This window comes from Streptomyces sp. NBRC 110028 (genome assembly GCF_001417735.1).
Taxonomy (GTDB): domain Bacteria; phylum Actinomycetota; class Actinomycetes; order Streptomycetales; family Streptomycetaceae; genus Streptomyces.
The window spans coordinates 474,821-500,326 of sequence record NZ_BBUZ01000024.1; the positions used below are offsets into that span (position 1 = coordinate 474,821).

The following is a 25,506-nucleotide window of genomic DNA, read 5'->3' on the forward strand; positions in this document are numbered from 1 at the left end:
CCCTCCTCAGCTCTCCCGGCTCGCCGGGCTCCTCAGGGCGCTCCGGGCTCGCCGCGTCTGCAGACGGGCGAGGATCTCCGGACCGAGGTCGGTGACATCGCCCGCGCCCATGGTGAGAACAAGGTCACCGGGCTCGGCCATTCCGGCGATGAGCCCGGGGACCGCGGACCGGTCGTGCTCGGCGGCCACCTCGGCGCCGTGGCGGACGGCGGCGTCGATCACCAGGGCGCTGGTGATGCCCGGGACCGGGTCCTCGCGGGCCGGGTAGATGTCGAGGACGACGGAGGCGTCGGCCAGCGCCAGGGCCTCGCCCATCTCGGCGCCCAGCTCCTGCGTACGGCTGAACAGATGCGGCTGGAAGACCACCAGGACCCGGCCGTCCCCGGCGCCGCCGCGGATGGCCTCCAGATCGGCGGCGATCTCGGTGGGGTGGTGCGCGTACGAGTCGATGACCTGCACCCCGGCGGCGGTGCCCTTGAGCTGGAGGCGGCGCTTGACGCCGGTGTACGAGGCGATCGCGGGGGCGAGTTCGCGGGCGGGCACGTCGAGGGCGGCGCCCGCGGTGAGGGCGGCGACGGCGTTGAGCGCGTAGTGGCGGCCGGGCACGGAGACGGTGAAGGTGATCTCACCGTCTCCGTCACCGTCATCGCCACCACCGCCCGGGCCCTTCGCGAACTGGACGGTGACCTCGCTGGTCAGCCCGTTCGGGACGATGTCCAGCACCCGTACGTCGGCGTCGGCGGCCTCGCCGTAGGTGAGGACCCGCAGGCCCTCGCGGCCGGCGACCATGCCGGTCAGCTCGCGCGCCCCGGGGTGGTCGGCGGAGATCACCAGGGTGCCGCCGGGGCGGACACGCTCCACGAAGGTCCCGAACGAGTCGTAGATCTCGTCCATGGAGGCGTAGTTGGCGTGGTGGTCCAGCTCCACGTTGAGGATGATCGCGACCTCGGGCGCGTACTTGTGGAAGCTGCGGTCGCTCTCATCGGCCTCCGCGACGAAGATCTCGCCGCCGCCGTGCTCGGCGCTGGAGCCCGGCACGTCCAGGTCCCCGCCGATCACGTACGACGGGTCGCGGCCGAGGGTGCCCAGCGAGACGGCGAGCATCGAGGTCGTGGTCGTCTTGCCGTGCGTACCGGCGACCGCGATCGGGCGGTGGCCGTCCATGAGGGCGGCCAGCGCGTCGGAGCGGTGCACGACGGGGATGCCGCGCTCGCGCGCGGTGACCAGTTCGAGGTTGTCGGCGCGGATGGCGCTGGAGACGACGACGCTGGTGGCGTCGGGCGCGACGTTCGCGGCGGCGTGGCCGAGGTGCACGGTCGCGCCCAGCTCGCGCAGCGCCGCCACGATCGGGGAGTCCTTGGAATCACTGCCCGCGACCCGTGCGCCGCGCTGGAGGAGGACCTTCGCGACGCCCGACATACCGGCGCCGCCGATGCCGATGAAATGCGGACGGTCCAGCGCGTCGGGGGCAATGCCGGCCGGTGCCATGTACGGGTCTCCCCTGGGTGAGCGGTCTTCTCGGTTCTGTCGGCCCCGATTCTCGCACCCCGCCGGACCCCGCCCCCACGGTTCCCCCGCGGTGCTCAGCCGCCCGCGGGCGTCCGCCCCTCGCCGACCTCGTCATCGGTGTGCGAGAACAGCTTCAGCACCGGGACGCCGACCTTGTGGCGGGCCCGGGAGGCCCAGTCGCGGTGGAAGAACTCCTCCACGAAGTGCGGCGCGGTCAGGACGATCACCTCGTCGGCGCCGGTCTCCTCCACCACCCCGCGCAGGACGTCCAGGGGGCGCCGCTGCACGACCTGGCCGCGGGCCTCGCCGCCCGCCGCGCGCAGGGCCGCCACCGATTGGCTCAGGGCGCGCTCGGCGGGCTCCAGCGCCTCGCTGCCCTCCGGCTCCTCGCCTTCCTGGGCGGCCTGTTCCAGCTCGCCGAGGGCGATGTCGTCGATGGCGCGCAGCAGCCGGTCCTTGCTGCCCCGGGGCTGCATCAGCACGACGAACGAGACCGGGTCATCGCCGTGCAGGGTGGTGACGAACTCCACGTCGGCGGCGGTCAGCGGCTTTTCGATCATCAAAATGCTCGTGAACACGACGTGCGCCCTTCTCGTTTACGTCGAGGAAGCGGTGGAAAACAGGGGGAACAGGGTCCATTGAGCGTAAATCTATGGGTAAATCCGACAGTAGCGGGTGAAAAGGAAACCGGCGTCCTCCAGTACGGAAGCGAGAGAGAACCGTTCCGGTTCCGCGGCCAGGGGTCCGTTCGCGATCCGTGCCGCGTCGCCCGCGACCATCAGCGGGGCCACCGCCAGGCACAGCTCGTCCAGCACCCCGGCGGTCGCGAACTGCGCCAGCAGCCTGGGGCCGCCCTCGGTCAGCAGCCGGGTGTAGCCCAGCTCGGCGAGGGCCGTCGGGACCGCCGCCACGTCGACCCGCCCCGAGGGCCCGGCCCCCGCGCGCACCACCTGGGCCCCGGCCGCCTTCGCCGCCGCGACCCGGTCCTCCGCGGCCCGCGCGCCGGTGATCACCACGGTCGGCACCAGCGGCTCGGTGAACAGCGGAGCTGAGAAATCCAGCTCCAGGCTCGCGCTGACCACGGCGATCGCGGGCGCCGGGGGCTGGCCGAGCGCCGCCCGCCGCGTCGAGAACGCCTCCCGGGCGCGGGCGGGCCGGTAACCCTCCTTGCGCACGGTCCCGGCGCCGACCACCACCGCGTCGGCGAGGCCGCGCAGCATCCCGAAGATCCGCATGTCGGTCTCGGACGACAGCGGCTTCGACCGGCCGTCGTGGTGCGCCGCGCCGTCCAGCGAGGACACCATGTTGGCCCGCAGATAGGCCCCCGACGCGCTGTGCGGCCGCTCCGGATAGGCGTACGCGTCGGCCAGCTCGTCGAGCCCCCACTCGCGGTCCCGGACGGGATCCCCGGCGGCCGGGGGCGGGGTGGACGGGTCGGTGGGCAAGGCGGGCAAGGGGAACAGGCGTCGCATGGCCGCAGTGTGACATGGCTCCCTCCGGGACGGTCCACTCGGAAAATGCGACTACCCTGGACACCCGTGTCCGCACCAATCACCACGTCCGGCTCGGCAGGCTCAATAGCCGCCGAAGCCCCCGTCGCCCTCACGGCCCGCGCGCCGCAGGTGCCCGCCGAGCGCCTGGTGGCCGAGATGGTGCCGCCGCCACGGTTCGCCACGGTGAGCTTCGACAACTACATCCCGGACCGCGACCAGCCCAGCCAGGCCGAGGCCGTCACCGTGCTGCGCGGCTTCGCCGGACGGCTGGGCTCCAGTGCGGGTACGGGCAAGGGCGGCCGCAGACACTGGTTCCGCCGGGCGGCCAAGCCCGCCGCCCCCAGCGGCCCGCGCGGGGTGTACCTCGACGGCGGCTACGGCGTCGGCAAGACCCATCTGCTGGCCTCGCTGTGGCACGCCACCCCGGCCGCGCCCGAGCGGAAGGCGTTCGGCACCTTCGTGGAGCTGACGAACCTGGTCGGCGCGCTCGGCTTCCAGCAGACCGTGAAGACCCTGAGCGACCACCGGCTGCTGTGCATCGACGAGTTCGAGCTGGACGACCCGGGCGACACCGTCCTCGTCTCGACCCTGCTGGGCAAGCTGGTCGAGGCGGGCGTGGCGCTCGCCGCCACGTCCAACACCCTCCCCGGCAAACTCGGCGAGGGCCGGTTCGCCGCCGCCGACTTCCTGCGCGAGATCCAGGGCCTGTCCGCCCACTTCCAGCCGGTGCGCATCGACGGCGAGGACTACCGCCACCGCGGGCTGCCCGAGGCCCCCGCCCCGCACTCCGACGAGGTGGTCACCCGCGCGGCCAAGCGCACGCCCGGCGCCTCCCTGGACGCCTTCCCCGCCCTGCTGGAGCACCTGTCCCGGGTGCACCCGAGCCGTTACGGCGCGATGTGCGACGGCGTCCAGGCCGTCTGCCTGACCGGGGTCGGGCCCGTGCCCGACCAGTCGACCGCGCTGCGGCTGGTGGTGCTCGCGGACCGGCTCTACGACCGCGAGGTGCCGGTGCTGGCCTCCGGGGTGCCGTTCGACCAGCTGTTCAGCGAGGAGATGCTGAACGGCGGCTACCGCAAGAAGTACTTCCGGGCGATCTCCCGCCTCACCGCGCTCGCCCGCGACGCGCGGCAGCTGGCCGAGGCGTAGGCCGGGGGCGCGGGCCGGGGGCCGGGGGCGCGGGCGCGCGCCGTATCGATCAGATGGTTCCCGGGCGCCGGGGGCGCGTGATACACACGTGCGGTCATCTTTCCTGTCCGCCAGCAGGGAGTTACCGCATGTCAGCGACACGACGTCAGATCCTGGGCCGCACCGGCGCGCTGGGCGCGTCCATCGCCTTCACCGGCAGCGTCCAGGAACTCTTCGCCGGTACGGCCACGGCCGACACACCGGACCCGACCGGACCCGGTGCCGCCGGGCGCGGCGGCTACGGTCCGCTCGTACCCGATCCGGACGGGCTGCTCGACCTCCCCGAGGGCTTCCGCTACCGCGTGCTGTCCCGCGAGGGCGACGCGCTGCGCTCCGGTGAGGGCAAGGTCCCCAGCCACTGCGACGGCATGGCCGCCTTCCCGGACCGCGCGAGCGGCCGGGAGGCCCGTACGCACCTGGTCCGCAACCATGAGAACCGTAAGGACGCCGCGATCCGCGTCCCCGCCGTCAAGGGCCTCACCTACGACCCGATGGGCATGGGCGGCTGCACCGCCCTCGCGCTCGACTCCGCCAACCGGGTGCTGTCCGAACGAGTCGCCATCGCCGGTACGGCCGTCAACTGCGCGGGCGGCCCCACCCCCTGGCACACCTGGCTGACCTGCGAGGAGACCGAGGACAAGGCGGGGACGAACGGCTACACCAAGGACCACGGGTTCATCTTCGAGGTCGACCCGTACGATCCGCGCCGCACCGGCGCCGTGCCGCTCACCGCCATGGGCCGCTTCCAGCACGAGGCGATCGCCGTCGACCCGCGCAGCGGCGTCGTCTACGAGACCGAGGACGCCTTCGAGAAGCCGTTCGGACTCTTCTACCGCTTCCTGCCCCGTAAACCCCTCGGCGGGACCGGCTCGCTGCGCGCGGGCGGAAAGCTCCAGGCCCTGCGGGTACCGGGGGTGGCCGACCTGTCCACCGTCCAGGAGCCGGGGACGTCCTTCAGCGGCATCGAGTGGGTCACCGTCCCCGATCCGCTCGCGGCCGAAACCCCCATCCGCTTCCAGGACTTCGGCCCGGGCGGCATCACCCACGCCCAGAAGCTGGAGGGCTGCTACTGGGGCGGGACGTCGGTCTACTTCGTCTCCAGCTTCGCCAAGAGCGCGGACGGCTCGGCCGCCGACCACGTCGGGCAGATCTGGCGCTACGACCCGCAACGGCACCGGCTCACCCTGGTGATCGTCTTCGGCCCGGACACGGACGTGCGGCTGCCCGGCGAGTCACCGGACAACATCACGCTCGCGCCCAGCGGCGGGCTGATGGTCTGCGAGGACGGCGACGGCGCGCAGCACGTCTTCGGGGTGACCCGGCGCGGCGAGGTCTACGCCATGGCACGCAACCGCCAGGCCCTGACATCAGCCGCTACCGCGGCGGGCGGCACCGAGGCGGAGCCCGCGTGGGGTGAGTTCGCGGGCGTCACCTTCGCCCCGGACCGCCGCACGATGTACGTCAACTGCTACACCCCGGGCACCACCTTCGCGATCACCGGGCCCTGGCAGCACTGACGGGCCCCGCCGAGCCCCTGCCGTACCGCCCGCTCACGGTCGGCGCGAGCTGAGCGCGCACGCGATCGCCGTCGCCCCGGCGGCGATCGCGACGGTCCCGGCCAGGGGCAGCAGCGGCATGGTCACGGTGCCGCTGCGCGAGCCGTTGACCAGCCCCGATACGGCGGCGTTCGCGGGCGAGGCGCCGACCACGGACGCCAGCAGCGCGACGAGCACGGTCGAGAGGACGGCCCAGCCGGGGCGGGTCGTGGTCGACGAAGACGACGGCGGCACCGTCGGCGACCCGTTCGGCGACCGCCTCGTCCAGGACACCGCGCGCGGTCCGGTCCAGCCCGGTCCACGCCTCGTCGAGGACGAGCAGGCCGGGCGCGGCCAGCAGCGCCTGGGCGACGGCGACCTTCTGGCTGGTGCCCTTGGACAGCTCGGCGAGCGGGGTGGCCGCGTACTCCCGCGCCCCGAACCGCTCCAGCCACTCCTCCGCGCCACGCGCCGCCCCGGCCCGGCCCAGGCCGTGGATACGGCCCAGGTGGCTGAGGTAGCCGAGGACGGAGAAGGGCAGTTCGGCCGGGAACCGCTCGGGGACGTACGCGGTGCGCGGGCGGCCGGTGATCCGGCCCGAGGTGGGGGCGTCGATCCCGGCGAGCAACCGCAGCAGGGTGGATTTGCCGCTGCCGTTCGTCCCCTCGACCCGGGTCAGCGAGCCCGGCGGCACATCGAGGTCGACGCCGCGCAGCACCCAGGGTCCGGCCGGCCCGTAGCGGCGCCCGACTCCTCGCAGTCTCATGCTGGTTGAGCATAGGCAGTCGGGCGGCGGTCCGCCGCCGCTGTCGGCGGGTGCTGGCAGACTGGAGCGGTGACCAGCTCAGATGCCATCCCCCACAGCAGCCCGTTCCGGCACGCGGAGACGGACCGGGACGCTGCCCCGCAGTTCGTGCTGCCCCTGGTGGTGCGGATCGAGAAGACCGCGCCCCCGTCCCGTACGGACGCCCTGGAGACGGCGGCGCGGGCGGTGCTGGTGCTGCTGTCGGACGAGCGGGCGGCGGCGGAGGACGGCGAGTGGGCCGAGGCGGTGCGGGACTGGCAGGACGCCCGCATCCGCAAGGTCGTGCGGCGGGCGCGCGGCGCGGAGTGGCGGCGGGCCCAGACGCTGCCGGGCATCACGCTCACGGGCCGCGCGGCGGCCGAGGACGCGCCGGAAGACAGGGCCGCGCCGGAAGCCGGGGGCGCCCCGGCGGCCGAGGTGCGGGTGTTCCCGCCGGTGCCGCTGGACGGCTGGCCCAAGGAGCTGGCCAAGCTCCAGGTCTCCGGCACCGACCTGGACGACCCCGCGCCCCCGCCCCCGCCGGACCCGGCCGGTCCGGTGCTGTGGCTGAACCCGGAGGTCGGGATGTCGGCGGGCAAGGCCATGGCGCAGGCGGGACACGGCGCCCAGCTGGCCTGGTGGGAGCTGGACGACGCGCGGCGGGCGGCGTGGCGCGAGGCCGGTTTCCCGCTGGCGGTGCGGGTGGCCTCGGCCGAGCGGTGGGGCGCGCTCACCCGGAGCGGTCTGCCGGTCGTACGGGACGCGGGGTTCACCGAGATCGCCCCGGGTTCCTGCACGGTGGTGGCGGACCACCCGGCCCTGCGACGGCCGTGAGCCCGCCGCGGGCACGACGGCAGCCGGGTCCCGGCCCCGGCCGGGATGCGCGGCCGCGCTTGGCGGTCGCCGCGTCACCACCGGCGGCAGCGCCTCGACGGCCGGCCGCTTGACCTGGCATGGGCGGCGGCCAGCCCTGGGGCACCACGCGGATCGACCGCCGCCTCCCCGGTCCCCCGCACACGCGAGCACCGACGCCGGCCGCTGGTCCGGCCGGGCCGCGCGGCGGCCACGGCGGGGCGGGCCCGACCGGCACGCCGCCCGCCGGGCGCGAGGAGCCCGGGCAGACGCGGCGGCCGGCCGGGCGGCCGGGCCGGGTCCCGGGGCCCCGGGCCAAGGTCTGCGGCCCGATCAGGCACGGTCAGGCCCGATCAGGCACGGTCAGGCGCGGCGGCGCTTGCGGATCGCGCGCGTCACCACCGGCGGCAGCACATCGGCGGCCAGCCGGCGGACCTGGCCGGGGCGCCGCGGCGCGCCCGCGGGCGCCGGGGCGGCGGGCGCCCGGCCCGCCTTCGGGGCGGGGGCGGACGCGGGCGCGTCGTCGGCGTAGCGGGACCGCGGCGCCGCCGGGTTCTTCGGCTTCCCGGAGAACCGCAGCACCCGGCTGCCCGCGATCTCCTGCCGGCTGGTGTGCATGCCGCGGCGCCACTCGTCGTCCGCGAGCATCTCCTCCTGGATCGGGCCGGGGTCGCCCCACATGCCGTAGAGCTTCTGCGTGGTCAGGCAGATGGGCCGCAGGCCGCGGTTGAAGACCGCCTCCCACGCGGCGGCGGCCACGCCGGGGGTGTGCTCGGAGCGGAAGTCGTCGAGCACGACGATGCCGCCGGGCAGCAGGACGTCGCGCGCGGCGATGATGTCGCTCTCCACGTGCTCGTACAGGTGCGAGGCGTCGACGTGGACGAAGCGGCAGGTGTCGTCGTCCACGTGGCCGGGCACGATCGAGGTCGTTCCCTGGAGGATGTGGGGCAGGGTGTCGTGGAACGCCAGGTAGTTCTGCTCGAAGGCGGTGCGGGTGAGGGTGGAGTAGGACTTCCGGGCCTCCGCCGCGTTGTTCTCGTCCGGCGCGTCCTCGGCGTCGAAGAGGTCGCAGACGGTGAAGCGTTCACCGGCCCGCAGGTACGCGGCGGTGAAGATGGCGCTCTTCCCCATGTAGGCGCCCATCTCGAGGAGGTCGCCGTGCTCCCCGAGGCGCTCCTGACGCCTGAGGAAGAAGTCGAACAGCACTTGGTCAAGGCTGGGGAACCACCCCTTGACGTCGTTGAGGCTGCGGGGACGCCGCGCTGCTTCGGCGGTGGTGGCCGTCATGGTGCTCTCTGTTCCTCGGAGGCGGGGGTCGGGAGAGACGTGGATCGCGGGCCACGCTGGCAGTGGCAGGCAACGCCGGGACGGCACGGTTGTGTGTTTTATGTGACCGGAACCCCGGGCGATCGGGCGGCCACAGGAAGTAAGCGGACGGAAGTCGTCCGGGCATAGGGCCTTACGGACCGATGACGTCACGGCGCGGACACGGGCCCCGTGGCCGGTTGAACGCCTAGCGTCGGGCCCATGCGTGTACTGGTCACCGGAGGCGCGGGCTTCATCGGCTCGCACATCGTCACCGCTCTCGTCGACCGCGGCCATGAGCCCGTCGTCCTCGACGCCCTGCTGCCCGCCGCCCATCCATCGCCGCCGCGGCTGTCCGGGGCCGAATGGGTCCACGCCGATGTGCGGGACCGGGCGGCGGTGGAGCGGGCGCTGCGCGGGGTGGACGCCGTCTGCCATCAGGCGGCGATGGTCGGCCTCGGCAAGGACTTCGCGGACGCGCCGGACTACGTCGGCTGCAACGACCTGGGCACGGCCGTCCTGCTGGCGGCCATGGCGGAGCGCGGGGTGCGTTCGCTGGTGCTGGCCGGGTCGATGGTGGTGTACGGGGAGGGGCGCTACGACTGCCCCCGGCACGGCCGGGTGCGCCCCGGCCCGCGCGCCGAGGCCGACCTGGCGGCCGGGCGGTTCGAACCGGGCTGCCCGGACTGCGGCACCCCGCTGCGGCCGGGCCTGGTCGACGAGGACGCACCGGCCGACCCGCGCAACGTCTACGCCACCACGAAGCTGGCGCAGGAGCATCTCGCGGCGGCGTGGGCGCGGGCCGTGGACGGCCGCGCGGTCTCGCTGCGCTACCACAACGTCTACGGCCCTGGCATGCCGCGCGACACCCCCTACGCGGGCGTCGCCTCCTTCTTCCGCTCGGCCCTCGCCCGCGGCGAGGCGCCCACGGTCTACGAGGATGGCGGGCAGCGCCGCGACTTCATCCACGTGCGGGACGTGGCCTCGGCCAACGTGGCCGCGCTGGAGGCGGCCGCCGCCACGGCGGCCCCGGGCGGCCTCACCGCGTACAACACGGGCAGCGACGACCCCCATACCGTGGGCGAGATGGCCGAGGCGCTGGCCGAGGCGTGCGGCGGGCCCGCGCCGGTGGTCACGGGGGCGTACCGGCTGGGCGACGTACGGCACATCACGGCCTCGTCGCGCCGGCTCCGCGAACGGCTGGGCTGGCGGCCCGCGATGACGTTCAGCGAGGGCATGACCGAGTTCGCCCACGCGGCCCAGCGCCCGGGAGCCGCCCCGGCGCCGAGCCCGCGGCCTGGCACGGCCGACGGGCTGCCGGGATCTTCGCCCGGCCCGGGCGCGCCCCCGGCTCCCGCACGGCGACCAGCGAGCGCGTAGCCACGCCCGGGGCACCACGACGGCCGCCGGGGCGCCCCGGGGAACTCGGGCCACGTGCCCCGGCCCCGGGCGCCTTCCGCCCCCGGCGAACCGGAACACACCCCCCTACGCCCGGGCGGCGGGCAGGCGGACCTCGAAGCGGCAGCCGCCGGCCACGTTCGTCACGGCCGCGTGTCCGGCGTGGGCCTCGACGATGCCGCGGACGATGGCGAGGCCAAGACCGGCGCCCGCCGGGGGCGTACGGGCGTGGCTGCCGCGCCAGCCGGTGTCGAACACGCGCGGCAGATCCTCCTCCGGTATGCCGCCGCAGCCGTCGGTGACGGACAGTACGACGGTGTCCGCCTCGCGCCGGGCGGCCACGGCGACCGTGCCGTCGGCCGGGGTGCGGCGGATGGCGTTGACGAGGAGGTTGCCCAGGACGCGGGTCATCTCCTTGCCGTCGACCTCGACCGGGATGGGGTCCACGCGGTCGCCGATCAGCTGGACGCCGAGCTGGCGGGCGAGGGGGTCGGCGCCCGCAAGGGCGTCGCCGATCAGGTCGTAGACGGAGATCCGGGTGGGAGCGAGGGACAGCGCCCCGGCGTGGATGCGGGAGAGTTCGAACAGGTCGCCGACCATCGTGTTGAGCCGCTCCACCTCGGTGCGGATCTGGCGGTGGTAGCGGGCCGGGTCCTCCACCACGCCGTCCTCCAGCGCCTCGGACATCGCCCGCAGCCCGGCCAGCGGGGTGCGCAGATCGTGCGAGATCCAGGCGACCAGCTCACGCCGGGAGGACTCCAGGGCCCGTTCGCGCTCCCGGGACTCGGCCAGTTTGGCGCTGGTCGCGGCCAGTTCGCGGCCGAGTTCGGCGAGTTCGGCGGTGGCCGCGCCGCCGGGGGCGGCGAAGCTGCCGCCGTCCCCGAAGGAGCGGGCGGCGAGGGTCAGTTCATGGCTGCGGGCCACCACCCAGCGGCCCAGCAGCAGCGCGGTGGCCAGGGACACCGCCGCGGCCATGGCGCAGACGGTGGTGACGACCGTGAGGTCGTGCGGGGACAGGAACATCGCCCAGGCGACCGCGAGCGTCCCGGCGAGCATGGCCGTCACCGCGACGGCGGCCACCACGGCGAGGGACACCACGACGGACCGGCCGCGCAGCAGCCGCAGGGCGAACGCCCCGAGCAGCCCGGCCGCGGCGGCGCCGAGGAACGCGAACAGGGCCATCAGCAGGACGTCACGCACGGCGGTCGGGCTCCCCCGCCCTGTCGGCCCCGGCCGGGGCGTCCGGCGCGTCGAAGCGGTAGCCCACGCCCCAGACGGTCTGGATGAGGCGCGGCGCGGCCGGGTCGTCCTCGATCTTTCCGCGCAGCCGCCGCACATGGACGGTGACGGTGGACAGATCGCCGAAGTCCCAGCCCCAGACGTCCCGCATCAGCTCCTCGCGGGTGCAGGCGAGCCCGGGGTGGCGCAGCAGGAAGGCCAGCAGATCGAACTCGCGGAGGGTCAGGGCGAGTTCACGGCCGTTCTTGGTGGCACGGCGGGCCATCGGGTCGAGGGTGATCCCGGCGCGGCTGAGCAGGGTGCCGGTCGCGAGGCGAGCGGCGGGGGCGGCGGAGGCGCGCGGTCCGGTACGGCCGCGGCGCAGCACGGACTCCACCCGCAGCACCAGCTCGCGCGGGCTGAACGGCTTGGTGACGTAGTCGTCCGCGCCGATCTCAAGACCGAGGATCCGGTCGTCCTCGTCGCCGCGGGCGGTCAGCATGATCACGGGCACCGGTCCCTTGCCGCGGAGCGCGCGGCATACGTCCAAGCCGTCCATGCCAGGCAGCATGAGGTCGAGGACGACCAGGTCGGGCCATTGGGCGTCGGCGCGGGCGAGCGCGCCGGGGCCGTCGGCGGCCCGGTCGACGGCGAAGCCGGCGCGGGTGAGATATCCGGCGACGACCTCGGCGACGGTCGGATCGTCGTCCACGACGAGCACGCGGCCGGGGGGTGGGGTCTGCTGCATGCCCTCCAGCCTGGCACCCGGCCGGGCGGACCGTCCCGTCCCCGGCCGGGGACGGGGGTGATGTCCGCGTTTCGTAAGGACCCGAAGTCCGGAATGCGGCTTTTTCGTTCGTAGGGTGGGCCGGGTGACCAACTCGACCGCTCCCCGTGCGGATGTCGTCCTGCCGTGTCTGGACGAGGCCGCCGCCCTGCCCTGGGTGCTGGAACGCATCCCCGCCGGCTGGCGCGCCATCGTCGTCGACAACGGCTCGACGGACGGCTCGGCCGCGCTCGCCCGCTCCCTCGGCGCCACCGTCGTCCATGAGCCCCGCCGGGGCTTCGGGGCCGCCTGCCACGCCGGACTGCTCGCCGCCGACGCCGACTTCGTCTGCTTCTGCGACTGCGACGCCTCGCTCGACCCCGGGCTGCTGGCGGGCTTCGTACGCGGCGTCGCCGAGGGCGACGCCGATCTCGTCCTGGGGCGCCGCCGCCCCGAGGGGCGCGGCGCCTGGCCGGTGCACGCCCGGCTCGGCAACGCCGCCCTGTCCCGGATGGTGCGCCGGCGCACCGGAGCCGCGCTGCACGACCTCGGCCCCCTGCGCGCCGCCCGGCGTGAACCGCTGCTGGCGCTGGGCCTCACCGACCGCCGCAGCGGCTATCCGCTGCAGATGGTCGTGCGGGCCGCCGACGCGGGCTGGCGGATCGAGGAGCGCGACGTGCCGTACCGGCCGCGGACCGGAAGGTCGAAGGTCACCGGCACCTGGCGGGGCACCTGGCACGCGGTGCGCGACATGCGGGCGGTCCTGCGTCAGCCGCCGCCCGCTGCCACCTCCGCCGGCGACCGCGCGGGGGCCGCCCTGTGAGCCCGGAGAGCCCGGAGAGCACGGAGAGCACGGAGAGCACGGTAATCGTCATCGCCAAGGAACCCGTGCCCGGGCGCGTGAAGACCCGGCTCACTCCCCCGTACACCCCGGCGGAGGCCGCGGCGCTGGCCGAGGCCGCCCTCGGCGACACCCTGCACGCCGTGCTCGAGATGCCCGCCCGGCGCAGGGTGCTGGCGCTCGACGGGCGCGCCGGACCATGGCTGCCGCCGGGCATCGAGGTCGTACCGCAGGGCGGCGGCGGCCTGGACGAGCGGCTGGCCGCGGCCTTCGCCGGATGCCAGGGGCCCACGCTGCTCATCGGCATGGACACCCCGCAGGTCACCCCCGCCCTCCTGGCACCCGTCCTGGGCCGGGACGGCTGGCGGGACTGCGGCGCCTGGTTCGGGCCGGCCACCGACGGCGGGTTCTGGGCGCTGGGCCTGGCGGAGCCCGATCCGGAGCTGCTGCGCGGCGTGCCGATGTCCACCCCCACCACGGGTGCCGCACAGCGGCGCCGCCTTGACGACGCCGGGCTGCGGGTGCGCGAACTGCCCGTACTGCGCGATGTCGACACGGCGGACGACGCCGAGTGGGTGGCGGCCCTCGCACCGGGCAGCAGGTTCGCCCGCACCCTCGCCGGACTGTCCCGGGCCGCCGCCCGATGAGCACGGCGATACGCGAGGACGCGGGCGGCGCCACGTCCGGATCGTGGCGCGCCGACCCGTATACGCGGGCGCTGACCACAGGCCGGGGCCCGCTGTTCCTGCGCCGCGCGGACGGCTGGCTGCTCCCCCTGGAGGTCGAGCGCTGGTGCGCGGACGCCGACGCGGCGGACCGCACCGTGCTGCGCCGGTGCCGGGGGCCCGTCCTCGACATCGGCTGCGGCCCCGGGCGGCTGGTGGCCGCGCTCGCCCCGTACGGCCACCCCCGCCTGGGCATCGACGTGAGCCGGGCGGCGGTCGCCCGTACCGTCCGCACCGGCGGCCCGGCCCTGTGCCGCTCGGTGTTCGAACCGCTGCCGGACGAGGGGCGCTGGGGCACGGCGCTGCTGCTCGACGGCAACATCGGCATCGGCGGCGATCCCCCGGCCCTGCTGGCGCGCGTGGCGCAACTCCTCGCCCCCGAGGGGCTGCTCATCGCCGAGGCGGCCGCGGCCGACGTCGACGAACGGGTCCGGGTGCGGGTGGACGACGGACGCGGCCGGGCCGGTACGGCGTTCCCCTGGGCCCGGGTGGGCGCCCCCGCGCTGCTGCGCCACGCCCGGGCGGCGGGCTGGACCGCCACGGAGCGCTGGACGGCCCGGGGCCGCGACTTCATGACCCTGCGTCGCGCCGCCGTGCCCGGGCTCGCGACACCGCCGCCCTGACGCCCAGCCACAGCGCGGAGGCGGCGAACAGCCCGGCCGTGATCAGCAGCCAGCGCAGCCGGAAGCCATCGGCGGAAAGCCCGGTGGCACGCTCGTAGCGGCTCACTTGCGTCCCCGCGATCAGCGGGAACCACACCAGCAGCAACAGCGCCGAGACGAAGGCGGGCACCCGCACGTGGTTCCGGGAGACGGGCGTGGGAAGGGCCGCCCGCAGCGTCCGGTCGGCTAGCCCGTACAGCGGCAGCAGCACCAGGTCGTGCAGGACGGCCGCGCCGACGAACCAGAGCACGATCCCGAACCAGTCGCCGCGCAGCAGCCGTACCCCCGCGTAGCCGGTCAGCGCGAACGAGCACAGCAGCAGGAGCAGATGCGACGGCGAGTCGCCGTACCGCCGCCGGAATCCGGAGCGGGCCTTCACATCGTCTCCCCGAAGCTCAGCCGGGCGACCCACTTGGTGTTGTGCACGCCAGGGGCGCCCGGGACGATGACGCGCGCCGGGTAGCCGTGGTCCGGCGACAGGTCCGCGCCGTTGACCCGCAGGGCGAGCAGGGAGCGCGGATCGCGGACCTGGTTGTCGCGCAGCACCACCGAGCGGAACGAGCCGTGCCGCTGGAGCGATTCGACGAAGACGGCCGGCGGCCGGTCGCCCAGGCCGACGAGCCCGGCGAGGTAGGCCAGCCGCACCCCCTCCCACCGCTGGTCGGGGGTGGACCACCCCTCGACGCAGGCGATCGGCAGCGCCGCCCCGTGCCGCGGCAGCCGCAGCACCTGCTCACGGGTCAGGACGACCTCACGCCCCGGGCCGCGCACCACCAGCCGCCACCCGGGGCCGATGTCACGGGCGCCGACACCCACGGCCGCGGCGGTCTTGTTGATCTGGAAGCCGTTCGGCCCCCGGCCCGGCTCCCGGCCGTGCGGGGCGAGCAGCGCGGTGTTCCGCAGCGGCCCGCCGAGGCTCTGCCCGGCCGTCACCGCCAGCAGCGCGGCCGAACCGGTGCCCACCATCGCGAGCGCGCCCCGCCGCGACATGGTGGGCGGGGCGGGGTCCGGGCTGACCAGACCGGTCTCGTCGGGCGGTTCCGGCCGGGTGCGGGAGACGGGAGTACGCAGCTCCGCCCGCAGATCGCGGCCGCGCAGCGCGCGCACCATGCGGGGGAGGCGGAGCGCCACATGGACGGCGAACGCGCCCATGAAGATCCACGCCCCGTAGAAGTGCAGCGGGTAGAAGGACCCGGGGAAGGCGTACTCCAACTGGACGTTGAGCACCCCGGTCACGAACTCGAAGAGCCCGCCGCCGACCAGTGCGAGCAGCGACAGCCGCTCGAGACCGTGCCCGAGGGAGCGCACCGGCGGCCGCTCGAACAGCTTGGGGGCGACGGACCACAGTTTGGCCAGCAGCACCGGGACCAGCACGATGCCGAGCGTGACATGCACCCCTTGGGTGACGCGGTACAGCCAGACGGGGTGGGTCGGCCAGGAGAAGAGGTAGAAGCCGAGCAGCCCCTTGTCCGGGGTCTTGTCGTTGACCGGCGACAGATCCGGGTTGTACGCGGCGTACGACAGCAGCCCGGTGACGAACAGCAGTGGAATCCCGAACAGCAGGATCAGACCGAAGACGGACGTCAGCCAGGGGCCGCGCAAGGGGCTTCGCCAAGCGGATGGACGGGGGTTCATGGCACGACGGTAGGGCCGCCGGAGGGGTCATCAGGGGCTGTGGCGCATGACGAAACGCTGACATCGGTCGGCCGGCCGCACCCGCGGCCCGGATCTGACGGTTCGGTGACGTGAGCCGCAACAGCGCCGATCCGGCAGTTCACCGGCTTAGCGTGAGGCCGTGAAGCTCCCCTTGCGCACCGATGACCAGACCCTTCGTACGCCGGACGGCGACGAGCGGACCGGCCGCCGCCGGGATGTGCTCGCCGCCGCTGCCGCCGCGCTCCTGTTCGCCGTCGCGGCCGCCGTCGGCACGGTGATCCAGCGGACCGACCACACCCTGTACGTCGACTGGGCGCCGCTGTACGCCGACTGGCTGCCCCACGCGGGCCCCGGCACGCCCGCCGCCGTCGCCCTCGCCGTGGCCGTCGTCGCCTACGGCCCGCGGGTCGCGGCGGCGCTGCCGTGGCGCCGGCTGCTGTGGGCGGGCTGGGCGGCGGCGATGGCCTGGACCTGGGCGCTGGCGCTCGTCGACGGCTGGGGGCGGGGCGTGGCCGGGCGGCTGACGCAGCGGCACGAGTATCTGCGCGGCGTCGATCGCTTCCAGGACATCGGCGCCGCGCTGCGCGGCTTCACCGGTCACATCCTGCTCACCCAGCCCGACCACTGGCCCGCGCACATCGCCGGGCATCCGCCGGGCGCCGTGCTCACCTTCGTCGGGCTCGACCGCCTGGGGCTCGGCGGCGGCGGATGGGCGGGGGCGTTCTGCGTCACCGTGGGCAGCTCGGCGGTGGCCGCCGTCCTGGTCACACTGCGCGCGCTGGGCCAGGAGCAGGCGGCGCGCACGGCCGCGCCCTTCCTCGTCCTGGCCCCGGCGGCGGTGTGGGTGGGGGCGTCGGCGGACGGCTACTTCACGGCGGTCGCGGCCTGGGGGATCGCGCTGCTCGCGCTGGCGGCGAGCCGTACGGCCCGGGCGCCGGGCGCGGTCGCGCTGGCCGCCGGGCTGCTGCTCGGCCTCACCGGGTACGTCTCGTACGGGCTCACGCTCATGGCGCTGCCCGCCGCGGCCGTGCTCCTCCTCGCCCGCACGGTGCGGCCGCTGCCGTACGCCCTGGCCGGCGCGGCGGTGGTGGCGGGCGGCTTCACGCTGGCCGGTTTCGCCTGGTGGGAGGGGTACGAACTGCTGGTCGAGCGCTACTACCAAGGGGTCGCGGCGGACCGCCCGTACGGCTACTGGGTGTGGGCCAACCTCGCCGTCACCTCGGTCGCGGCCGGTCTCGCGTCCGTCGCCGGGGCCCGCCGGGCCGTCGGGGCCGCGCCGGGGGTGGTACGGCGGCTGCGCCACGGCGCTCAGGGCGGTCACAGCGGTCACGGCGGTCACAGCGGCGCGGACGCGCTCGTGGTGCTCGTCCTCGCCGCAACTCTCGCGCTGGCCGTCGCGGATCTGTCCGGGATGAGCAAGGCCGAGACGGAGCGCATCTGGCTGCCGTTCGTGCTCTGGCTGCTGCCCTCCGCCGCGCTGCTGCCCGCCCGCGACCTGCGCCGTTGGCTGGCGGCGCAGGCGGGACTGGCGCTGCTGGTGAACCATCTGCTGCTGACCGGCTGGTGACTGTCGGTCGATGAGTGGCCGATGTGAAGAGCAGGTGATACTTCTGTGATACTGAGCGGGGCACACCACTGAACCGTTGCCAGGGGGCGGGACCCGTTGAAGGCGTTGAAGACCTTGAAGGCATCGCAGTCCTTGAAGGCGTTGAAAGCATTATCGGCGCGGAACGCCTATGGCGTGGCCGCGCCCCTGGGAGCGCTCGCGGCCGTGGCCGTGGTGGTGGCGCTGCTCATCGCCCTGACCTCGCCGGGCGATACGAGCGGCGCGGTGGACGGCAGCGTCCAGGCCGCCGCGCCCGTACCGCGAGCCGACAAGATCCCCAAGGGCGCCAAGAAGAAGAACAAGTACGCCGACTGGGACGGCGTGGTGAAGGTGATCGGGGACGGCTCCACGGCCTACACCGGCCCCCAGCCCCACCAGCCGAAGATCAAGAAACTGAAGCCCGGGGAGAAGCCCCCGCAGTTCGTGGTCTTCTCCTGGGACGGCGCGCTGGAGAACAACGACCACCTGTTCTCCCGCTTCCGCAAGGTCGCCGAGGAAACCGACGCCAATATGACGTTCTTCCTCAGCGGCATGTATCTGCTGCCCAAGTACAAGAGCGACCTCTATCGGCCGCCGATGCACAAGCCGGGCTCGGCCGCCATATCCTTCCCCACCGACGAGCACATTCGCGAGACGCTGGAGCAGCTGCGCGAGGCGTGGCGGGAGGGCAATGAGATCGGCTCGCACTTCAACGGGCACTTCTGCGGGCCCAAGGGCGGCGGCGAGTGGAGCACCGAGCAGTGGAAGAGCGAGGCCGAGCAGGCGTACTCGTTCGTGGAGCACTGGAAGACCAATACGGGTTTCACCGAGATCGAGCCGCTGCCCTTCGACTACGACGAGGAACTGGTCGGCGGCCGCGCCCCCTGTCTCGAAGGGCAGAAGAATCTGATCCCGGCCATCAAGGCGCTGGGCTGGCGCTACGACGCGAGTTCTCCGGGCGACTTCCAGATCTGGCCGTCCAAAATCGACGGAATCTGGAACTTCCCGCTGCAGCTGGTGCCGTATCCGGAGAGCGAGAAGCAGGTCCTCTCCATGGACTTCAACTTCCTCTACAACCAGTCCGGCGACAGCACCGAGGGCGATCCGGCGAAGTACGCCGAATGGGAGCGGCTGACCCGCGAGGGCTATCTGAACGGTTTCGAGCGCGTCTACAACGGCAGCCGGGCACCGCTGTTCATCGGCAACCACTTCGAGACCTGGAACGGCGGCATCTATATGCAGGCCGTCGAAGACGTGATGCGCAGCGTGTGCACGCGCCAGGGTGTGCGGTGCGTATCGTTCAAGCAGCTCGCCGACTGGCTGGACGCGCAGGACCCGAAGGTCCTGGAGAAGCTGCGGATGCTCGACCCGGCGGAATCGCCGGACTGGTCGACGTACACGAAGTAAGTATTCGCAGATAACAGCGGGCCCGGCCCGGTCGCGTTCCGTCGACGCGACCGGGCCGGGCCTTTACATATCCCGGCTACTTCTTCCCGGCGCCCGCCATGTAGCGCGTCCAGATGTCCAGGGGGTAGGTGTCGCTCGCCTTTCCGGTGGCGTCTCCGCCCATTCCCTTGAGCGGCAGCAATTCCTGGGTCTTGGGGTCCACCCGCGCCAGGGACACGGCCGTGGACACCTCGTCGGTGTAGCCCACGAACCAGGACGAGGTGCCGTCCTGCGCCGTGCCCGTCTTACCGGCCGTATCGGTCCCGACCGCGGCCGCTTCCTGCCCGGTGCCGCTCTGGACCGCGCCGTGCAGCGCGTCGTCCACCTGCGCCGCGACCTCGGCGGTGAACGCCTGCTTGGCGCGGTCCTTGCGCAGGGCGAGCTTCTCGCCGTTACGGGTCAGTCCGCTCACCGAGTACGGCGGCACATGGGTGCCGTCCGCGGTGAACGTCGCATAGGCGCTGGCCATGCGGATGGAGCTGGGGGTCGCGGTGCCGAGCGAGAACATGGGCACCCGGGCGCCGAAACTGCTGGGCAACAGCCCCGCGTCGATGGCGGCCTGGCGGACCCGGTCGAGGCCGACGTCCATGCCGAGCTGCATCATCGGGGTGTTGATGGACTGCACGATCGCCTGGCGCAGGCTGACCTGCCCATAGGACCGCTCGCCGTCGTTCTCGCCCCGCACGATCTTGCCGCCGCGGTCCCAGTAGGGCCCCTCGGGGGTCCTCACGGCGACCTTGTTGTCGCCGTCGTAGAGCGTGGTGGGGGCGACGGGCGTGCGAGGGCTGTCGCGCTCCTTGAGCACGCCGTCGCGCAGGGCCGCCGCGTAGACGAAGGGCGTGAAGGCGGTGCCCGCCGGAACGGTGGAGGCGTTCGCGTCGTTGAAGCCCTGTTCCAGATAGCCGGGGCCGCCGTACAGCGCCTCGATGCGCCCGTTGGGCGTCACGGAGGCGGCGCCGATGCGCACGTACCGGTCCTCCTGGCGGTTCTTGGGGTCGAGACCGTCGCGGGTCTTCTTCACCGAAGCGGCGAGCGCCTTGACCTTCGCCTTCTCGAAGGTGGTGTGAATCTGATAGCCGCCCAGGTCGAAGTCGGCGTCGGAGATGGCGGTATGGGAACTCACATACGCCTTCGCGGTCTCCACCAGATAGCCGACCTGTCCGGTGAGCCCCGCCGGCCGGGGCGCCTGCTGGGGCTGGGGGAACGTGGTGTACTTCGCCCGCTCGGCTTTGGAGAGCTTTCCGATGTCGACCATCCGGTCCAGCACCCATTTCCAGCGCTCGACCGCCCGTTTGTGGTTCTTCGCGCTGAGCGTCGGGTCGAAGGTTCCGGCGCCCTTGAGCAGCGAGGCGAGCATCGCGCCCTCACTCGCGTCGAGCCGGGAGACATCCTTGCCGTAGTACGCGTAGGAGGCCCGCTGAATGCCGTAGGTGCCACGCCCGAACCAGCTGGTGTTCAGATAGCGCTGGAGAATCTCCTGCTTGCTCATCCGGTCGTCGAGCTTGATGGCCATGAACATCTCGGTGAGCTTGCGGGAGAACGTCTGGCGCTGATTCAGATAGGCGTTCTTCACATACTGCTGGGTGATGGTCGAGCCGCCCTGCGTCTCACCGCCCGTCACCATCCTGGTCACGGCGCGCATCAGACCGCTCGGGGAGACACCGCTGTCCGAGTAGAAACTCGCGTTCTCGGCGGCGAGGATCGCCCACTGGACCTTTTCCGGCACCTTGGACAACGGCACCTCCTGACGGTTCACCGGGCCCGTGCGGGCCATCTCGGAACCGTCGGCCCAGTAGTAGACGTTGTCCTGCTGGGTGGCGAAATCGTTGAGGTTCTTGGGGATGTCGGTCTGCATGTAGAGATAGCTCAGGACACCGGTGAGACTCCCGAGGCAGAACACGAAGAGGAGGCCCACCTGACGCCACGACGGCAGCCACCTCCGCGCACCCTGCCTCCCCGCCCGGGGGTAGTCGAGCCGGATATGACGGGCCGCCCAGCGACGCAACTGCATCCCCCGGCCGACCGACGACGGCGGCGGCTTACGGTGTGCGTTACGGCGGTGCTTCCCCATGGCATTGTCGCTGCTGCCCAGCACGTGTGTTCCCCCACGCTCGCTCCGCGCGCGGGCGCGGCACAAAGGTGTGATCTTCCATCCCCCCAGACCACACGACCTTATTCTCCCTTCCGAACATCTGTCGCCACAGGGCCCCAAAATTTTGTAACAGTGCTGATATTCCGCAACTCAGCGCGCGGCCACGGCCGTCGGAGCCGGTGACGGCGGATGGCGGGCGGGGTCCAGCGGCACGCGGAGGCGGCGTGCGGAGGGGCGTAACGTGATCCCCCGAAGCTCAAATGAACCTCTGAACCGCGAGTGCCGTGGATTCGTCCTTCTTCCCGCGGGTCATGACCAGCACGACGGCACACGAAGGGGGAGCCATGTCGCGCCTCGGTACCGGAATCGGCTGGCGACCGGAAATCGCCGAGGACATCGCGCGCCTGCCCGGCATCGACTGGGTGGAGGTCGTGGCCGAAAACGTCTGCCCCGGACATGTGCCGGACGCGCTGCTGCGGCTGCGCGAGCGCGGCACGACGGTGGTTCCGCACGGCGTCTCCCTCGGCCTCGGCGGCGCCGAGCGGCCGGACCCCGAGCGGCTGTCGGCCCTCGCCGAGCGGGCGGAGGCGCTGGGATCGCCCCTGGTCACGGAGCACATCGCGTTCGTACGGGCCGGAGGGCCGCTCACCGGCTCGCCCGCCATCGAGGCCGGCCACCTGCTGCCCGTGCCGCGCACCCGGGACGCGCTGGACGTGCTGTGCGAGAACGTGAGGATCGCCCAGGAGGCGCTGCCGGTGCCGCTCGCGCTGGAGAACATCGCGGCGCTGATCTCCTGGCCCGGCGAGGAGATGACCGAGGGGCGGTTTCTGGCCGAACTGGTCGAGCGGACCGGCGTACGGCTGCTCATCGACGTCGCCAATCTGCACACCAACCACGTCAACCGGGGCGAGGACCCGGCCGAGGCGCTGGACGGGCTGCCGACCTCCGCGATCGCGTACGTCCATGTGGCGGGCGGCGTCGAGCGGGACGGGGTGTGGCACGACAGCCACGCCCACCCGGTGACGCGGCCGGTGCTCGACGTGCTCGCCGAGCTGTGCGCCCGTACGACGCCGCCCGGGGTGCTGCTGGAGCGGGACGAGGACTTCCCGGCGGCCGAGGAGCTGGCGGCCGAGCTGGACGCGATCCGCGCGGTGACGGCGGCCGGGGCGACGACCACCGCGACGACGGCCGCCGGGGCGGCGGCCACCGGGGCCGTGCCCGCGCCGGAGCACAGCCCGGGCGGACCGGGCATATCCGGTACCGGCGCAGCCCGGGAGCGGCTGGCGCGCGCCCAGACCGCCCTGCTGTCGTCGCTCGTCGCGGGCGCCCCGGCGCCGGAGGGCTTCGACCGGCAGCGGCTCGGGGTCCAGAGCCGGGCGCTGACGGCCAAGCGGGCCGGGGTGGTCGCCAAGGTCGCCCCCGAACTGCCGGAGATCCTGGGCGACGGCTACCGCCGGGCGTTCGAGCGGTACGCCGACGGCCGTCCCATGACCGGCGGCTACCGCCGCGACGCGATGGCGTTCGTCGAGCGGCTGCTGGCGGCCGACGAGGTGCGGGACACCGCGACGCGGCGACGGCTGACACTGTGGTGGCAGGAGCGCTCCGGGCCCGCCCCGCTGCCCTCGCACCCGCTGGCGCGCTTCGCCCGCCGGGCCCGGCTCGTGCTGAGCGGAGGGTGAGCGCGGTGTGAGGTAATGGCCGCTACAGGCCCCCGAATCGCGCATTTCGCGAAATCTCTGGTGCGGAACCGGTCGGGTCCAGTAGAACTCGGCCATGTTGTGGGTCCTGTTCCTGCTCGTCGCATGGTGCTCGGCGGTGGCCGGCTGCGCCCGCCTGTGCCTCGCCGCGGTCGCGGCCGCCCAGCCGATGGACGCCGGTCCGGAGCCGGAGGGGCAGGCCCTGACCCTGTACGAGGCGGCGTTCCTGGCCGGAGGGCCGCGGCGGGTCGCCGATCTCGCCCTGGTGTCGATGTCCCGTGAGCGCCGGCTGCTGCTCGCCCACACCGGCTGGGTCACCGTCGTGGACCCGGACGGCCGGGACGACGTCGAACGCGCGGCCATCGCCGCGATCGGCCCGCTGGGCCAGTCCCCCGTGCCGCCGGTCCGCACCGCGCTGGCCGACGCCGACCCGGTGCGGGCGCTGGCCGACCGGCTGGTGGCGGCGGGCCTCGCGGTGCCCGCGGGGGCGCGGGCGAACGTGGCGGCCGCGGTGCGGCAGGTGCGGCTGGCGTGCGTCGTGGTCCTGCTGACCGGGGTGGTCGCGCTGCTGATGGTGCCGCCCGCGTCGGGCCCGGGGCCGGCCCTGGCGTGGTTCGCGCTGCCGCTGCTCCTCACGACGGGCTGTCTGGTCATCGCGCGGGTCGAGGTGCACCCGTACTCGCCCTGGGCCTCCCCCACCGGGCAGCGGCTGCTGGGCCGCATCGATGTGCCGCCGCGGCGGCCCGTCGCCCAGCGCGCCGGGGGCGGGGCCGACGAGGAGCACGACGACGGCGAGTTACTCACCGCGCTCGCCGTCCACGGCACCGTCGCCCTGCCCGATCCGGCGCTGCGCGCGGCGCTGAGGGCGCATTGGGGTCATTGACCCCGACACCGAGGCCCGGTGCTTTACATGGCCGATCGCCGCACCAAGTATCCCCTTTATCGCGCGATGTGCGGAGGGACGGCTTGTGAGAGCAGCAGCACTGTACGGCGTCCTCGGCCCGCTGTCCCTGTCCCTGGCCATGACCGCGCTGTTCGCCACCCCCGCCACCGGCAGACCGCTCGCCGCGCCGCCCGCGCGCCCCACCACGGCGTTCGCCGCCGGGGGCCCCGCGGTGAGCGGCGTCGCGGCGGCCGCGCCCGCCTGGTCCCCCTCGTTCGGCTCCCCCGCCTCCGCCGTGCTGGCCTCCCCCGCGCTGGCCGTGCCCCGGGGCGGCGCCGCCGAGGCCCGCGGGGTGGCGGTGGCGGCCCGGAAGGCGGCCGCCCGGGGCATCGCCTTCGGCCACTGCCCGCGTGGCGAGGAGCTGTCGTCCGGCGTGCGCTGCGGCACCGTATCCGTACCGCTGGACTACGCGCGGCCGCACGGCAAGCACATCCGCCTCACCGTCAGCCGGATCCGCGCCTCCGGCCCCGCGGCCCGGCGGCAGGGCGCGCTGGTCTACAACCCGGGCGGGCCGGGCGCGTCCAGCATGACGTTCCCCGAGTACGCCGCCGAGGACGCCTTCCACAAGACGGCCGCGGTCTACGACTTCGTCGGCTACGCGCCCCGCGGAGTCGGCCGTTCCGCTCCGGTGTCCTGCCGACGCCCGGCGGACTTCGCCAAGACGCCGACCAGCTCACCGCAGCACCCCTCCGCGGCGTATCTGCGGGCGATGGTGACGCGGGCGCGCGCCTACGCCCGGGGCTGTGCGCGCCGTACGGGGGCGGCCCTGCGGCACATCACCACGCTCAACAACGCCCGTGACCTGGATGTGCTGCGCGCCGCGCTCGGCGAGAAGCGGCTGACCTTCGTGGGCGCCTCGTACGGCACGTACTACGGCGCCGTCTACGCGACGCTCTTCCCCCGCCATGTGCGCCGCATGGTGTTCGACAGCGTGGTCAACCCCGGCCCCTGGCAGATCTGGTACCGCAACAACCTCGACCAGTCCCTGGCCTTCGAGCGGCGCTGGAGGGACTGGCGCCGCTGGGCCGCCCGGCACCACGCCGTCTACCACCTCGGCACCACCCCCGCCCGGGTGCTCGCCGCGTACCGGAAGGCGGCGCACCGCCTGGCGCGGAAACCCGCGGGCGGCCGCGTCGGCACCGGCGAGCTGCAGGACGCGTTCGTGCGGGCGGGCTACAACGACGCCTACTGGGATCCCAGCGCGCGGGCCCTCTCCGCCTATCTGCGCGGCGATTCCCGGCCGCTGATCGAGCTGGCCGCGTCCGAGTCCGGGGACGCGGTGGCCGACGAGAACGGCAACGCCGTCTACACCGCCGTGGAGTGCAACGACGCGCCCTGGCCGCGCGACTGGGCGAGCTGGAGGCGGGAGAACACCGCCCTCGCGCGCCGCGCACCCTTCGAGACCTGGGACAACGTGGCGATGAACCTGCCCTGCGCCTACTGGCCGCTGGGGCACGACACCCCCATGGACGTGACCGCCCGGCCGGGGCTGCCTCCGGTGCTGCTGCTGGCGGCCGAACGGGACGCGGCCACCCCGTACGCGGGCGCCAGGGAGCTGTGGCGCAGGCTCCCCACCGCCTCCCTGGTGACCGAGCGGAAGGCCGGTACGCACGGCCTGTGGGGCGGCCCGAACGCCTGCGTCAACCGCAAGGTCGACACATACCTGCTGACCGGGAGGACACCGGGCCGGACGGCCTACTGCGCGCCGCGCCCGGCGCCGGAGCCGCGCCCGGCGCCGATGCCCGAGTCCGGCAAGCAGCCCGCGCTGCCCGGCGCCCCGGGAGGGTCCGGGGCGCCCGGGATGAGGTGAC

Annotated in this window: 22 protein-coding genes; 12 read left to right on the top strand and 10 right to left on the bottom strand. The window is 73.9% G+C overall.

The genetic code is table 11. From position 1 onward, the window contains the following. Nucleotides 1–6 precede the first annotated feature (6 nt). The 3 genes from murC to ASC60_RS11375 form a co-directional block, all read right to left on the bottom strand. Nucleotides 7–1,488 (bottom strand): UDP-N-acetylmuramate--L-alanine ligase, encoded by a 1,482-nt coding sequence (murC, locus tag ASC60_RS11365; RefSeq protein WP_055549540.1) that lies wholly within the window; start codon nt 1,486–1,488, stop codon nt 7–9. Nucleotides 1,489–1,583: 95 nt separating this feature from the next. Then, on the bottom strand, nt 1,584–2,069 hold the full coding sequence (locus ASC60_RS11370) for a hypothetical protein (RefSeq protein WP_063787107.1): 486 nt from the start codon (nt 2,067–2,069) through the stop codon (nt 1,584–1,586). Between the two features lie 90 nt (nt 2,070–2,159). Further along, nucleotides 2,160–2,981, bottom strand: coding sequence for a pyrimidine reductase family protein (locus ASC60_RS11375; RefSeq protein ID WP_055549544.1), 822 nt, complete (start codon nt 2,979–2,981; stop codon nt 2,160–2,162). A 45-nt stretch (nt 2,982–3,026) separates the two neighbouring features. Here ASC60_RS11375 and zapE point away from each other — a divergent pair, with 45 nt between their 5' ends. After that, entirely contained in the window at nt 3,027–4,151 is a 1,125-nt protein-coding gene (gene zapE / locus ASC60_RS11380; protein WP_079038320.1) for a cell division protein ZapE, read from the top strand. 128 nt (nt 4,152–4,279) lie between these two features. Further along, a complete protein-coding gene (locus ASC60_RS11385; protein ID WP_055549546.1) occupies nt 4,280–5,707 on the top strand; it encodes an alkaline phosphatase PhoX in 1,428 nt (475 codons plus the stop codon). Here ASC60_RS11385 and ASC60_RS11390 read toward each other — a convergent pair. Next, entirely contained in the window at nt 5,685–6,491 is an 807-nt protein-coding gene (locus ASC60_RS11390; protein ID WP_234356895.1) for an ATP-binding cassette domain-containing protein, read from the bottom strand. The genes ASC60_RS11385 and ASC60_RS11390 overlap by 23 nt on opposite strands. A gap of 69 nt (nt 6,492–6,560) precedes the next feature. Between ASC60_RS11390 and ASC60_RS11395 the strand changes: the two genes are divergently transcribed. Continuing rightward, nucleotides 6,561–7,343 carry a peptidyl-tRNA hydrolase gene (locus tag ASC60_RS11395; protein ID WP_055549548.1) on the top strand — a complete coding sequence of 261 codons (783 nt, stop codon included), beginning with the start codon at nt 6,561–6,563 and terminating at the stop codon, nt 7,341–7,343. 381 nt (nt 7,344–7,724) lie between these two features. Here ASC60_RS11395 and ASC60_RS11400 read toward each other — a convergent pair whose 3' ends face one another. Beyond that, nucleotides 7,725–8,648, bottom strand: a complete 924-nt coding sequence (locus ASC60_RS11400) for a class I SAM-dependent methyltransferase (protein WP_055549551.1) — start codon at nt 8,646–8,648, stop codon at nt 7,725–7,727. Nucleotides 8,649–8,888: 240 nt separating this feature from the next. Here ASC60_RS11400 and ASC60_RS11405 point away from each other — a divergent pair, with 240 nt between their 5' ends. Next, on the top strand, nt 8,889–10,046 hold the full coding sequence (locus ASC60_RS11405) for an NAD(P)-dependent oxidoreductase (protein ID WP_055549553.1): 1,158 nt from the start codon (nt 8,889–8,891) through the stop codon (nt 10,044–10,046). A 105-nt stretch (nt 10,047–10,151) separates the two neighbouring features. Here ASC60_RS11405 and ASC60_RS11410 read toward each other — a convergent pair whose 3' ends face one another. Together ASC60_RS11410 and ASC60_RS11415 are read right to left on the bottom strand one after the other, a co-directional pair. Beyond that, the gene (locus ASC60_RS11410) at nt 10,152–11,264 is read right to left on the bottom strand and encodes a sensor histidine kinase KdpD (protein ID WP_055549555.1); all 1,113 of its coding nucleotides are present in this window, start codon (nt 11,262–11,264) and stop codon (nt 10,152–10,154) included. Then, nucleotides 11,257–12,030 (bottom strand): response regulator transcription factor, encoded by a 774-nt coding sequence (locus ASC60_RS11415; protein WP_055549556.1) that lies wholly within the window; start codon nt 12,028–12,030, stop codon nt 11,257–11,259. The genes ASC60_RS11410 and ASC60_RS11415 overlap by 8 nt, the downstream gene beginning before the upstream one ends. Before the next feature lie 115 nt (nt 12,031–12,145). On the opposite strand from ASC60_RS11415, the gene ASC60_RS11420 reads away from it, so the two are divergent. Genes ASC60_RS11420 through ASC60_RS11430 form a run of 3 tightly spaced genes read left to right on the top strand, consistent with a single transcriptional unit; the run spans nt 12,146 to nt 14,237 of the window. Continuing rightward, nucleotides 12,146–12,871 (top strand): glycosyltransferase family 2 protein, encoded by a 726-nt coding sequence (locus ASC60_RS11420; protein ID WP_055549558.1) that lies wholly within the window; start codon nt 12,146–12,148, stop codon nt 12,869–12,871. Then, nucleotides 12,868–13,536, top strand: a complete 669-nt coding sequence (locus ASC60_RS11425; RefSeq protein ID WP_055549560.1) for a DUF2064 domain-containing protein — start codon at nt 12,868–12,870, stop codon at nt 13,534–13,536. Before ASC60_RS11420 ends, ASC60_RS11425 begins: the two co-directional genes overlap by 4 nt. Further along, the gene (locus tag ASC60_RS11430; protein ID WP_079038321.1) at nt 13,533–14,237 is read left to right on the top strand and encodes a class I SAM-dependent methyltransferase; all 705 of its coding nucleotides are present in this window, start codon (nt 13,533–13,535) and stop codon (nt 14,235–14,237) included. The genes ASC60_RS11425 and ASC60_RS11430 overlap by 4 nt, the downstream gene beginning before the upstream one ends. Here ASC60_RS11430 and ASC60_RS11435 read toward each other — a convergent pair. Together ASC60_RS11435 and ASC60_RS11440 are read right to left on the bottom strand one after the other, a co-directional pair. Next, entirely contained in the window at nt 14,185–14,655 is a 471-nt protein-coding gene (locus ASC60_RS11435; protein WP_055549562.1) for a hypothetical protein, read from the bottom strand. The two genes, ASC60_RS11430 and ASC60_RS11435, sit on opposite strands and share 53 nt — an antisense overlap. Beyond that, a complete protein-coding gene (locus tag ASC60_RS11440; protein ID WP_055549564.1) occupies nt 14,652–15,911 on the bottom strand; it encodes a molybdopterin-dependent oxidoreductase in 1,260 nt (419 codons plus the stop codon). Before ASC60_RS11440 ends, ASC60_RS11435 begins: the two co-directional genes overlap by 4 nt. A gap of 160 nt (nt 15,912–16,071) precedes the next feature. Here ASC60_RS11440 and ASC60_RS11445 point away from each other — a divergent pair, with 160 nt between their 5' ends. After that, a complete protein-coding gene (locus ASC60_RS11445) occupies nt 16,072–17,499 on the top strand; it encodes a hypothetical protein (RefSeq protein ID WP_107097046.1) in 1,428 nt (475 codons plus the stop codon). A 174-nt stretch (nt 17,500–17,673) separates the two neighbouring features. Next, nucleotides 17,674–18,924, top strand: coding sequence for a hypothetical protein (locus ASC60_RS11450; RefSeq protein WP_234356896.1), 1,251 nt, complete (start codon nt 17,674–17,676; stop codon nt 18,922–18,924). Nucleotides 18,925–19,000: 76 nt separating this feature from the next. Here the strand turns inward: ASC60_RS11450 and ASC60_RS11455 are convergent, their stop codons facing one another. Then, nucleotides 19,001–20,974, bottom strand: coding sequence for a transglycosylase domain-containing protein (locus ASC60_RS11455; RefSeq protein WP_055550055.1), 1,974 nt, complete (start codon nt 20,972–20,974; stop codon nt 19,001–19,003). 425 nt (nt 20,975–21,399) lie between these two features. On the opposite strand from ASC60_RS11455, the gene ASC60_RS11460 reads away from it, so the two are divergent. The 3 genes from ASC60_RS11460 to ASC60_RS11470 all read left to right on the top strand — a co-directional run bounded on the left by ASC60_RS11460 (nt 21,400) and on the right by ASC60_RS11470 (nt 25,505). Then, nucleotides 21,400–22,734 (top strand): DUF692 domain-containing protein, encoded by a 1,335-nt coding sequence (locus tag ASC60_RS11460; RefSeq protein WP_055549568.1) that lies wholly within the window; start codon nt 21,400–21,402, stop codon nt 22,732–22,734. Between the two features lie 94 nt (nt 22,735–22,828). After that, complete coding sequence (locus ASC60_RS11465; RefSeq protein ID WP_055549570.1) at nt 22,829–23,635, top strand: TIGR04222 domain-containing membrane protein; 807 nt, start codon at nt 22,829–22,831, stop codon at nt 23,633–23,635. Nucleotides 23,636–23,720: 85 nt separating this feature from the next. Further along, nucleotides 23,721–25,505 carry an alpha/beta hydrolase gene (locus ASC60_RS11470; protein ID WP_055549572.1) on the top strand — a complete coding sequence of 595 codons (1,785 nt, stop codon included), beginning with the start codon at nt 23,721–23,723 and terminating at the stop codon, nt 25,503–25,505. Nucleotide 25,506 lies beyond the last annotated feature (1 nt).